The organism is bacterium (assembly GCA_037128595.1).
GTDB lineage: Bacteria > Verrucomicrobiota > Kiritimatiellia > CAIKKV01 > CAITUY01 > JAABPW01.
The window spans coordinates 100,894-113,415 of record JBAXWB010000001.1 but is presented as its reverse complement, the minus strand read 5'-3'; the positions used below and the strand labels follow the sequence as shown (position 1 = coordinate 113,415).

General features: G+C 53.5%; 10 protein-coding genes. 1 reads left to right on the top strand and 9 read right to left on the bottom strand.

What is annotated here, in order from left to right; genetic code table 11:
- The first annotated feature begins 11 nt into the window (after positions 1 to 11).
- Entirely contained in the window at positions 12 to 1,079 is a 1,068-nt protein-coding gene (locus WCS52_00460) for a hypothetical protein (protein ID MEI6165643.1), read from the top strand.
- Positions 1,080 to 1,097: 18 nt separating this feature from the next.
- Here WCS52_00460 and WCS52_00455 read toward each other — a convergent pair whose 3' ends face one another.
- The 9 genes from WCS52_00455 to WCS52_00415 form a co-directional block, all read right to left on the bottom strand.
- On the bottom strand, positions 1,098 to 1,550 hold the full coding sequence (locus tag WCS52_00455) for a YhcH/YjgK/YiaL family protein (protein ID MEI6165642.1): 453 nt from the start codon (positions 1,548 to 1,550) through the stop codon (positions 1,098 to 1,100).
- A gap of 83 nt (positions 1,551 to 1,633) precedes the next feature.
- Entirely contained in the window at positions 1,634 to 2,410 is a 777-nt protein-coding gene (locus tag WCS52_00450) for an SDR family oxidoreductase (GenBank protein MEI6165641.1), read from the bottom strand.
- A gap of 17 nt (positions 2,411 to 2,427) precedes the next feature.
- Positions 2,428 to 3,342: a hypothetical protein gene (locus WCS52_00445; GenBank protein ID MEI6165640.1), complete on the bottom strand. Its 915-nt coding sequence runs from the start codon at positions 3,340 to 3,342 to the stop codon at positions 2,428 to 2,430.
- A 166-nt stretch (positions 3,343 to 3,508) separates the two neighbouring features.
- Positions 3,509 to 5,452, bottom strand: coding sequence for an acetylxylan esterase (locus tag WCS52_00440; GenBank protein ID MEI6165639.1), 1,944 nt, complete (start codon positions 5,450 to 5,452; stop codon positions 3,509 to 3,511).
- A 16-nt stretch (positions 5,453 to 5,468) separates the two neighbouring features.
- Entirely contained in the window at positions 5,469 to 6,608 is a 1,140-nt protein-coding gene (locus WCS52_00435) for a sialidase family protein (GenBank protein ID MEI6165638.1), read from the bottom strand.
- Complete coding sequence (locus WCS52_00430; GenBank protein ID MEI6165637.1) at positions 6,605 to 7,369, bottom strand: GDSL-type esterase/lipase family protein; 765 nt, start codon at positions 7,367 to 7,369, stop codon at positions 6,605 to 6,607. The genes WCS52_00435 and WCS52_00430 overlap by 4 nt, the downstream gene beginning before the upstream one ends.
- Positions 7,370 to 7,534: 165 nt before the next feature.
- The gene (locus WCS52_00425; protein MEI6165636.1) at positions 7,535 to 10,261 is read right to left on the bottom strand and encodes a trehalase family glycosidase; all 2,727 of its coding nucleotides are present in this window, start codon (positions 10,259 to 10,261) and stop codon (positions 7,535 to 7,537) included.
- 6 nt (positions 10,262 to 10,267) lie between these two features.
- A complete protein-coding gene (locus tag WCS52_00420) occupies positions 10,268 to 11,668 on the bottom strand; it encodes an alpha-glucosidase/alpha-galactosidase (GenBank protein ID MEI6165635.1) in 1,401 nt (466 codons plus the stop codon).
- Positions 11,669 to 11,673: 5 nt separating this feature from the next.
- On the bottom strand, positions 11,674 to 12,519 hold the full coding sequence (locus WCS52_00415; protein MEI6165634.1) for an amidohydrolase family protein: 846 nt from the start codon (positions 12,517 to 12,519) through the stop codon (positions 11,674 to 11,676).
- Positions 12,520 to 12,522: the final 3 nt, after the last annotated feature.

Genomic DNA, 12,522 nt, shown 5'->3' with positions numbered 1-12,522 from the left:
AATCACCTATAATGAACTTCAAGATTCAGAGTCTCATCATTCTCATGTCGTTATTGGCCATGGCCAACGGATACGGCGCTAATCAGGAATCCTGCATATTGACTGGCTGGGGGATTGACGAAAAGAACCCGGAAGCGTTCATTGCCAACGCCAGAGCCATTGGTTTCGATGAATTGATCGCGGGGTCAACTGATCCGGCTTTCCTGAAAAAGGCGGTCGACATTGGAAAAACCAATAACATCAAAATATTTTCCTGCCTCCACCCCATTACGAAAAGCATGTGGGAAAAATATGCCCCCACCCGTCCCGTTCCATGGCAGAAGATGACGGAAGATGAAGAAGCGGCCCGCAAATTCATCGCCACGGGCAACAACCGGTATATTATTCCCTACCAGTTCGGCGGGGAGCCCATCATGAGCAATGAAGTGCTGGCCGCCAAGATCTTGTGCCTCAGCGACATGGACGCACGCGAACTGCTCAAACCGATTATTGACGATATTGTGACGGTACCGGGAATTGAAGGCGTGGCTTTCGATGGTTTTGGATATCAAAATTATCGGCGCTGTTACTGCGAGCATTGCCAAAGTTTACTGGAGGACTACAGCCAGAAGCATCCGGAGATCCCTAAAAACGAAAGGGAGACGATATTCTTTCGCGACGCCCTGGTTGATTACATAAACTATCTAGCCGACTATGCCCGGTCCAAAAACAGGAACATCAAAACGAGTATTCATATCTGGCCTGTTTTTACCCAGGAACCCCTATATGGAAACCGCCTCGATATCGACTACTGCGGCCAAACGGCAGCTTGGTATACGCTCTGGCCTGAGGGAAAGATCGCCGAATACAGCAGAATTATTTCGCAGGAGGCAAAAAAATACCACCCACGCCAGCAAGGGGTCGGCATGATCGGCTATTATGATCTTCCCGGCCAATTTCCCGTTAAAGATGCGAACCGGGTCGACATGGAACTCAGGACCATGATCCATAACGGCTGCTACCGCATTCAGGTATGCGGAGCCCAAGATGTCATCAACAACAAGGAAGTGTCAGCCGTCTTCAGAAAGTATTTTGAGTAATTTCTGTTACCCCAAGATTCACTGCACCTTCACCTTGACCACGACTTTTCGAACCTGCACGGCCGATTCATAGTTCAAGCAGGGCATATGAACATCTCCCGGGAAGAAGACGAGAAAGGTTCCGGCGCGAGCCGTCAGGAAGTCGCCCTTAGCCGAAAACAGCGCACAATCCTTTTCAGCTGAATACGGCTGGGTCACCGTACATTCACGAATGGGGGCATAACCCATGGTCTCTACGCCTGACGCCACAAACTGAACATCAATATAGCGCTGATGCGCTTCCCACAGGCCTTTTTCCCTTGGCCGGGTCTCATACTGCTGCACCAGGGCAAATACCTTATCCCCGTCAAGATCATAGCGGCCCGGCGCCACTCCCGAAAAGTCCTTGCCGGCCAGATACTCAAGGGCCATCTGGATTCCCATGTTGATGCCCCGATAGAGGGGTGCATTTTGTATACAATCAATAATCATAATGTTTCTCCTGAATGAATCCTTAATTTAGAAAATGAAAATATATCGCTTTTTCGCCGCATTGCGATCATTTCCATCATCATTTACCAAGCGGTCCAGCCACCATCGACGTTAATGATGTGGCCATTGGAGAAACTCGATGCATCGGACGCCAGATAGATAACCGAGCCCGCCATTTCATGCTGCTTCCCGACACGACCCAGTGGAACCTTTTTGCTGAGCCGATCGATAAAGGCCGTGTCGCCGGGATAGTTGCCTGCATTCGGGAAAGGACCAGGCGAGACTCCGTTGACCCGGATGTTTCTGGGGCCCCAGCATACGGCCAGATAACGGATCATCTGGTTAAGCGCGGACTTGGCCATGCCATAATCGATCGGATTTGCCTTCATCGGCGCATGATAGGCTCCGGGATCAGGGGCAACCTGTCCATACATTGATGAAAAGATCACAATGCTCCCACCCTGAGGCATCAGTTCGGCTGACTGGCGGGCCAACAAAAAGGACCCGGTCAGATGAGTGGCAAACGTCTTGTTCATTGCCTCGGGCGTGAACTCATCCACCGTCAGATTATTGGCGGCGGAAATACCGGAGACCATGACGTCCAGCGTTCCGAACGAGGCTTTAATTTTATCAAAGCATGCCGCAATACTGGCGTAATCCCCGCCATCAACAAATGCCCCCTCAAACTTCTGGCCGGGATACTGGCGGCTCAACTCCTGCGCGGTCTTAACGGCCAGGTCCTTATTGAAGTCCGCCAGAAACAGATCCGCCCCCAGTTTTGCCATTTCCTGAACAATCGGCGTGGCCAGATATCCCACCCCACCAAAGAACGCGATTTTTTTATTTTTTAGCTTAAACATATTTTTTCCTTACTGAATTAACGTGATTTCTGCTTATAGAATTGAATCGCTTTACCCTTCGGGGTGTCGATAATTTTGAATTCGCCGACAAACACCGGCTGCCGGATGTTGAGCTTCTTGTTTTTCACCATGGAAGCAAATTCGCTACGCTTCAAGGCCGCCGTTTTTTCCGCAATCCCGGCATCCATAAACAATGTGGTGGCATCGTCAGCCACCAACGGCTTGTCCGATGCGATTTCCTCCTTTGTCCGGACCCGGTTCGAAAGACGGTAGGAAAGCAGCGTGGCCGCGGAAAGAGTCTCACCCCCCACACTCAGAAAATCCCCCTTTTTAAAGGACCCGACGCCGCCTTCCTTGATTGGGAAGCTACGCCGACTTTGGGATTTGCCATCAAGGTAGAGTTCGACCTGCAATCCCTCCTTATCCACAACCCACGTCACGGCCATTGCATGCCATTCGCCGGCCAGTAACCAAGGCCCCTTTTCCTTATCTCCGGAAATAGCGGCACTGCTAAATCGCTGTGATGGGTCACTTTTCCTTACCCCATAATAGTGCCGGTTCTCGAAAAACAATGAATGAGCCCCCCGGACCTGATTCATATATATACTGAAAACAGGCTCCATCTCTTCAGCCCCATACATCAGGCCATCGCTGCGATAAATCCGCAAGAAGTTGAACGGCTGGCAACGAGACCCTGCTGGCCGTAATGTGTCATCAAATGAATAGTCCAACGAAACGCGCGCCTCCAAGGTGCCGGCCGCGAGGTTAACCAGATCATCGAGAGGAGCCAGAAACAAAACGGCATCGACGGTTGATTTCTCCTCCTTATTGTCAGCGTTAGCCTTAGGCTTACCATAAGCCCCCATTCCCGATATGGCGACGCCCATAACGATTACCAAGGGTAGATAACCCCGAAATTTCCACGGCCTCATTGTCTTTCTCCTTTGCTGTTGAAAAATCTACTAGGTGGCGTTCGACGTCCTTAGCGAACGCATTGTCCGTTTAAAGATCTCTCTAGACCTACAGCCGCCGAGGACGTCGGCTGCCACCTGCGCTTCGCTCTTGGATATGACCTTCCTGGTTATCCGACCTTAGTTGTTACCCAATAGTTACTCGTGCTTTACTCCTGCATTTTGCGATCACAGAATCAAATTCCTCTCTCATGATTTGAAGTTCTTCAGGACTGAGCGCAACCCCGTCAGACATCACCGGAGTCCTGAATTGAATTTGCGCGTTCGTCAGCGCGGCGACCAGCGAAAGATCGCCCCACTTCATGATGCCCGGCAGATGCAGCGCCATTGAAAAGAAATCCGGCACCACTGCCTGATTGTATATGTATGAAACCGGACTTTCTTCCAGAATAATTTCCTGGTTTACCTGCTTCAATGCATTCAACATCAGGGCCGTCACCCCTGTTTCCTTATACGCATGCAGGGATACAGAGGAAGCCTTGAACTGCGACGCAGCAAACTCACAGAGCAAGGCCATCTGCTTAGCCCATTCGCCCTGCATGGACTTACCGAGCCATAATGCCGATCGCGATAAGGAACCATAATGCGGGACCGCCTCTGCGTGAGTTTCGCCTGAACCCCAGAGATCCGCGAGTATGACTCCTTGGTTCTGCTTCAAGGCGGCCTGGATCGCCTCAAGGCAGACTTTCTCCTTACCGTCAGGATGAGTGAAGAGGACAAATTCGGCGGGCTTGGAATGCGACCCCGCCACCAATACCGGAATCATTTCTCCGCCGGAGGTTTCCAGGGCAAACTTACGCCAGATTCCTTCTTCAGAATATTCATGAACATGCGCCAGTATAAGCCAGTCCGAAATCCTTAAGATGGCCTGGAGTTCTGCCGCCTGCTTCTGGATATCCATGGGGTTCAGCTGCCGGGCACTTGCTTTTAGGATTGCCCCCTTTTGCCGGCAATACTCAGCAATCCCCGGGACCGTTGCGGGTCGTTCGCCTTTTTTAAAAACCATGACCTGATCTTCGGGCAACGTGGAAAACGGGATTTCCACCTTCGGCAGCCCATTCCCGACGCCTTTGAGATGCAGATCAAACCAGCCCAGCATTGCCTCGCGAATTTCCGGCCAATACCCATGCGGACGATTGAACGCCTGATTAGCGAACTGATCGTAGGCCCCTAGCGCCTGATACACCTTCTTCGCTTCATTAAAACTCCGGAGCATTTCCGAGACGAAGAACGTGGGATTGGTGTCCTGAAGACAATTGCACAGTTTCAGCGCACGCGGGGCCACCAGGGCCAGCACGCCTGACTCTTCCGTGAAGGTCAATCCATCCGGCAGGAGTTCACAGACGCAATTGTGCCTGGTGACGTAAGATTCAAACGTTCCCACACTGACCACCGGCATGGCGGCCGCGATCCGTTCATCAAGCGCCGCCAGCCACATGGTTTGGTTGCCCCCACCGCTGGCACCGGTCACCCCGATTTTCTCATGATTCACAAAATCGAAGGAACAGAGCAAGTCCACGGCACGCATGTTGTCAACGACCTGAGCCCCTATGAGGGTTTCTCCGATATTCATGAGTGAGGCCCCGAGCGAACCGCCATGATACTCGTATTCACCATGTGTCGTGGCTCGCTCGCCTGACCCAAACGCATCCACGGAAAGACAGACATACCCATTTTTAGCCAATGAATGGCCGCGACTCTGGACCTGTTCCGCCAACCGGCCCTGCGCCCAGTGCCCGTGTACGTTTAAGACTGCAGGAAAGGGCTTATCGCCATCGGGAATGTAGAGGTTTCCCGTAACATAGAGCCCGGGCCGGCTTTGGTAATAAATGTTTTTAACAACATACCCATCCATCCGGGTGGTGCCGGTTTCATGATAATCAAGTGCCAAGGCATGATCTACGGTAACACCCAGCTTTTCCCAGATGGTGGCAACCAGTTTCTCGCGCCGGACTTTCCAGACGGAAGCCTCTGCCGGAAGCTGGTGAATCCTGAATTTTCGGCCAGCCTCGGCACGCAGACTATTGCTCAGGGCATCCTTCAACGGCTCATTCCAGACTGTCGGGATCATCACTCAACCGCTCCTTTTATGGCATCGCGAGTATCTGCATTTTCAAAGACGCAAGATTCTCGCGATAAGGCTTTCCATCTTTGACAGTATTGTTTGATTCATAATACGTCAGCAAAATTTGATGATCGATAAAGAGAATGCTCGTATAACAATAATTATGCGATTCATCTTCGATATTTCCCAGAATCTGCCACGTTGCTGCGTTATCGTCGCTGATGGCCAGGGCCAAAGGGGTACGCCAATTCCAGTTCTCTCCCGCGTTAGCGAAGGAGACCTTCCGACGATCAGTGAATACACACATCAACCGCTGGCTTCCTGGAATGCGACGGATCGACTGCGGGCTGGCAGGTGACACGATATCCGCGGCGGCCTTCATTTCGGACCAGGTCTTCCCGTTATCAGCCGAATAGGCCTGATACATGTACCCCATTGTCGTACGACAATAGAGCAAAATCCGGCCATCTGCCAATTCCTCGACACCCGGTTCCTGTAGCCTGAATTCGTATTGGCACGCCTCGCTCCATGCTTGGCGGTCTTTTTCCAGAAGTGCATGGGGTGGAATAATATTCTCTTCAAGAACTTGAATTCGATCCGAAAAGGCCCAGGTCATCCCGCTGTCGTCTGAATAGAACAAGCCTAGAGCTGCTGGAGCCTCCGGCCCATTTCCATGTAAGGCGGCAGAAATCGCAAGCCGGCCTGACGAGAACTGACGCAAACGGTCGGCGTTAACCACCATATATTTGTCTTCACATAAGCGGTTTACGCGTACCGGATTGGCCCACGATTCGCCTTCATCGGAACTGCGGCTGAAGAAAATATCGTCCTTGTCCGGAGCTGACTTACGGAGAAACACCATTCCCAAAGCGCCATTCTGGAGTCGTTCGAGGCTGACACTCATCTGGTTCAACGCCGTGGAATCCTGGAAATAGACTTTGCCGTCCCGGATTTCCCCCGTAACCGGATCCAGTATTCCCCCGAACAAGTCGGCGGTATCATGATCGGCCCCTCCGCCGGTGAAACGACTGTAGATCAATAAAACTTGCCCGTTTTTGAGTACAACGGCACTCCCTTCACCAGCCCGTTTTACCGAGGCGGTCTGGGGTGCTATGACCTTCTTGAGGACACTTGAATAGAACAAAGGCGCATCCTCTTTCATTTTCCAGCAGTTTCCAGCAGTTTAGTAAGCGTGGGAGTCAACGCCTCAAGCCATCTCACATAACCCGGCATCGCCACATGCAGCTTATCTGGCATTACCGCCTCGGTGATGGAGCCATCCGGCTCAAGCAGCTTGTCACCAACATCCAAATAGAAGACAGTCTTATTGTCAGCCAGCAAGGCGATCTTGGCGTTGGTTTGACGGATGAGCTCATTCCGGGGTTCCTTAATGGACCTCCCCCCGGGCAGGATGCCTTCGACCAGCACCTTGCTCCCGGGCGCCTTTTCATGGAGCGCCTTGAGAATAGCGGCAACCCCTTCGGCTATCTCGTCAGGCGTAAATCGATGAAACAGGTTATTGGTGCCCACCATTAACACAATGACCTTGGGGTGGACCTGGTCGAGCACTCCATTCAGGACGCGCCAGAGGACATTCTGCACCCAGTCGCCCCCGATCCCCAGATTGACATATCGGTACTTCCCGAAATTCTGCTTCACCAACTCTTCCGGCCATCGGGCCGTGATGGAATCTCCAATGAAGATAAGCTCGGGTTTAATCGCGAGCACTTTCTCACACTGGGCCTGATGTTTTTTTATGTATACCTGATCGATGGTCCCATTAGTCCACACCTCGGGAAGCATCTGCGGCACGGGGGTTGTGATTGATGGCAAAAGGCTCCTGGCCATTTTGGCATGGGATGCTGGCAAATCCACGACCATGACGATCGCAACCAGTAGAAAGAATTTTATTGAACCCGTCATTATGATTCCCTCTTAATTTATTGGACTCGTGAGCCGCTTGCAAAATTCACCGATGATACGGCCGAAGACGGTTTCGACGAACCGAAACCCTCCAAAAAAACACTTGCTCAATGGAGGGTTGCGCTCCGTCGCAACCTCTTCGAGTTTTGCAAGTGGCGCCCATCATTAAGATTTTCTCCTTATCACTACCTCATCCTGTCCTGATGGGCGGGGTAGCTGCAGCGACAGATGGCCGTAGTCATCGGAAGTATATTCACCGAGCAACTGGCCATTCACGATGCACGCGTATTGCGTTTTGCCTTTGCCCATGTTGACCAGCAGGTCATGCTTAGCTGCCGACAAATACGGGGCACTGAGCGTTAAGGACAATGTATCTGACACAGGGTCAACGCTCTGCTTCATGATAATGACATCGTAGCAGGGCGTCACCTGGTACGCGGTATAATAGGCCGCGCACATGGGGAGCAACACGGCAGACAAGCCGCCGAAGTTCGGCGCCCCATTCATCTGTGCCGGCTCGATCATGTAGTGTTCGCCCAGATAATGATCCTTATCGAAGAACTGTTGCCAGGTATTCAGGATCAACTCAGCCACCTTCCGCGCCAGAACCGGTTCGCCCGACTCGAGCAAGCCACGCCAGATATACCACTGCATCACCGGCCAGATCCCGCCGTTCCAATAACCTTTCGGATTATAGCAGGGCGCGGTCATATCCACCGATGAGATGCCCCACGGGGTAAGGAAACGGGCCTGATCCATCAGCTGCTTAATCAGCCTCTCCTTATGTGTGGTCAGTCCGGCAAATAGCGGCAGGAAGGCACAGCCCGAGGGATCGCCAGCGCTTCCATCCAACAGCAGGGGCTCAACACCCTGCTCGGTCCGGCAGAGCCACCCATAAAGCCCGCTCTTTTCATCCCACATCTGATTATCGATGATGCCCCCCAGCAACTCTGAATCACACCGGTACTGCTCCGCATCCGCCCCCTTTTCAAGTACATAGGCCATATTGCGCAACATGCGTGCCATACGGAGCATCTGAGCCATAAGGATTAAAGAATAGACCCCCTTGTCCGTGAGCTTCTGTTCTTCAGCCCAGCGTTGAATCGGATGATCATCAATACCCAGGTTGTAGTTGTAGGGATAGGTGCTCAACATCCCGTCATTATGGGCATTCACGACACTCCCAGGCGTGCGGCCCAGATAGAAATCATACATCCGCTTGGCCCCGGCATAGGCGCCCGCAAGGGCTGATCGATCCTGTGTGGCCTGATACACTTCCCACAGGGCATACAGCGGCGTGGGCACCGGTGAACCGCAGTAGAGACAGGGGAAATCCTGTTCCTCCCCGGTGAAAAAGTAGCTGGCCTGCTGCAGCGCCAGCCCCGGCGCAAACGTGGTCATCCCGACCGCCGTTAACCCGCCATCCCAGGAGTAAGGCAGAGGAAAATATTTGGATGGCACGTAATAAGGGGAAGGCGCGCCAAACAGTTTCATCGGATAGTTGACGTTGAACAGCAGGACATCTCTCAGGCGTGCCGCCATTTCTGAATACGGGCCCTGCGGAGGGCTGGTTCGGGAAGGCAGAACGGTTCCTTCATCCTCGACGAGCGAATTGGCGGTGGGCCGGTCCATGCACAACGTGAACCCAACGGTTCGTTCAGAGTGTGCGGGAACCGTGATCGGATCGCTGTCCGCGGCCCCCCAAGGACTCACCGTTGAATCTCTCTCCAACAGGGCGGCGGGAAGCTCAAACCGTTTGCGTAGATGGGCCAGGAAGGAACCGTTTCCGCTCCGGGCCTGAGGCGTCATGCCCTCCAAAAGCACCGTTTCGATCCGCTCCGGCTCGTCTTGCAGGATGATCCGGAATTGAACGGTTGATCCGTCAGACGAAGCCAATTCCACCCGGGCATCATCCCGACGCGGCTCATCGACCAGCAGGGTCGGCAACAATTCCGATGCCCCTTTATCACCCGGGAGTCGCCCCTCATTGAAAAGCATCCCATCCAGCCAGATCCGCGCCGTGTCATTGCCCGGCGCCTCAAGCGGACGAAGCTCGATGTTAAGATCGGCTTCAGAAACGCGCCCGATGGGCACTCTCAGCAACCGCCACTCCTCGTAAGCATCCCGATTTTTCCCCCAGAGGCCGCCGGGAATTTCCCAGGTTTGCGGGAAACAGAAGGCCGTCGCATTCCCATTGATCCGCAGCTCCCACCGCTGACTCATGGCACTGTATTTAATGTAACGGAAATAGACATATCCGTCCTGCACGGGTTTCGGCAACGTCGTATGGTAGGAGACCCGGTCCCCTTCCCATCCCCCGAATGCCTGGGCAAGCATTTCCGACTCAACCCCCCACGAGAATACTCGCGAGAGACACTGCCGGCATCCCAGCCCAAACGCCTTTTGATAGGCTTCGATGGCCGTATAATCTTTCGCCGGCAACCACCATGATCTCAGCACCTTTTTCAGACTCACCTTCCGACGCGCATCAACCACGCTGAGCCCCAGTCCATAGAAGTATTCCCGATTTTCATCCGAGGCGTTACGGAAGGTTATCTCGCACCGCATGCGTTCGTCACTCTCAACGGTAAACTTTGCCAGAGCGGTATCCCCATGGGGATCCAGATAGTTTCTCAAGGAGAACGAGGAATAATCCGTTGCAACGTCTTCAGGCACCACGCGCACCGTGGCCAGTCGCACGCCGCTCTTGACGTTCTGCACGTAGTCGAAAATGGTATCCGGCAGAATGACCGAGGCAGGCTCACGCCGTCCTGTGAAAAGCGCCAGATCCGTCATCGAGCCCTGTGCCGCATCCAGAATATGGGAGATTCCCGTATAGACGGGAGAAAAAGGGCCCCAATTTGTCCCTAACTTCAAACACCCTGTTGTCATCTTATCTCACTCCAGCTTCCAGCCCGGCAGATACTTCCGAGTGTTTTTCAACATTTCCGAGAACAGGCTTTCGGCCTCACCCAGCGAAAGCCCTGTCACCAATGGATCGGTAACAAAGGCCTGGAAGGCCAGATGGGCATCGCGGGTGATCCCGGCGCGCACGGTGGTCTCCTGATTCTTGACGTGGTGGAGGAGCATCCCGTTCAGCGCCTCCGGCAGGGTGCCGGCACTGATCGGGCGCACCGAATCACCCCGGAACATCGCATTGGTTTCCACCACGGCGCCCAGAGGGAAGCCGGACATCTGGCCGACATTCGGCACGTTGACATTCGTGAACAGCTCCTCCAAGCCCATGAGGGCGGCAATCTGATGGACCCCCTCCTCGCCTGTAAGATGGAGTTTAATGGGATCCTCGCCGCTCAGAAGACGGCGTGACTTAGCGATGCGTTTGGTGTCAATTTCACGGCGGACCGCAACCGACGTCAGCTGGAACTTCCAGTGCGCGACGGTGGCCAGGTCTTTCATGTACCAGGCGCGTGGACAAAATTCGGCCATGTGCCGGTCGCCCGCGGAAGCAATCATGCCAAAGCGCCGGGTCAGGTCCAGTTTGACACGTGAAGCCATACCGGTGTGGTTAACCTTCCATGCTTCCGGGTCATTTTTATTATGCCCGTAAAAGCCATCGGCATATTTTTCCGCAAACTCACGATACATCGGCATCAGGTCATGCCCCTGCCAGGAGGCCTCGTTGAACCAGGTGAAATGATTGATCCCCAGCACATTGCAGCGAATCTCCTGACGCTTCACGCTCTCCACGCCAAACTTCTCCTTGATCATCAGGGCCAGCGTATCCTGCGTCCCGAACACTTCATGACAACAGCCAAATACCTTGACCTCCGGGAAGACCGCCGAGAGGGTGCGCACACAGACCGTCATCGGATTGGTATAATTGATCACCCAGGCGTTGGGACAATAGGCGCGAATGGCCTCGGCAAATTCCACATACATCGGAATGGTCCGCAAGGAACGTACAATTCCACCGGGTCCGACGGTATCGCCGACCGAATGATAAATGCCGTACTTCTCCGGCGTGTGGACATCGCTCGCCATTTCATCGAGAGTGCCCGGCATGATGGAGATGACCACGAAATCAGCACCACGCAAGGCGTCCGACAGGGAATGCACGGCCTCATAACTCCAGCGGGACAGGGCATCGGGATGCGCGGAGTGCTTATTCCCGATCACCACGTTATCCTCCGCCGCCGCACGATCTATGTCGTAAAGGCGAACCACACCAGTCAGACGTGGCTCAGAACAGAGGTCGCTCATCAATCCCCACGCCCACCCCCGGGAACCACCCCCGATATAGGCTATTTTCAACTCCTCCGATTTGATCTCTGCGTGCATAGTGATTATTTCCGATCTGTTAACATGATGATGTTTTTCCGGTCAATTTTTTGACGGATGTCCTCCGGCAAATTCAGCGCCTCATAAAACCGCTCATAAAACTCAATAAATTTATCATATCCGAAGTACCCGGCATGACACACCGAATCATCAGCGGCGTAACATAATTTGGATACCGACTTTTCATGCAACGTGCCATTGGGCACAAAAAGATCCTTCCACATATTCATGGACTTCATATAGGCCGTCCCCCCGGAGAGGTCGGCATAGACGTTCTTATTGCTCTTCAGCACGGTCCACGCCTCTTCCCACCACGGATTCCCAAAATGCGCCATGAGGATTTTGAGATCGGGAAAGGCGCGGGTAATCCGATCCAATTCCGCCGGGCGCATATGCGTGATGGTAATCCAGTCGGGCCGGGCCAAGGGACCACCCGGATCGAAAAACTCATGCACCAGGTTGCCGGTGTGGAAAACCGCTAATGCCCGATAGTTCCGAACCACTTCATAAAGAGGCAGATAGCGGTTATCCCCATACGGATGCATGGGGGCGATAAATTTGATCCCCACCGCACCGCGGTCCAGCAAAGAAGCAATTTCTGCCGGCGAGCTCTTGTCCATTTCCACCTGCGGGCAGGGCATGACGAAATCGCCAAACACCTGCTTCATCTCAAACACGACATTCGGCGGATCGAGTAGTAGCACTTTATCAATCCCATGCTTGTTATGTTCCCTGACGTGGGCCTCCGGCGAACCGTCCGTCGATTTCCAGCCTGATACGACTGGCGGAATGCGCCGCCCTTTGTCATTCAGTTCGGCATGCATACCGTGCGCATGAGCATCAATTTTCATAAA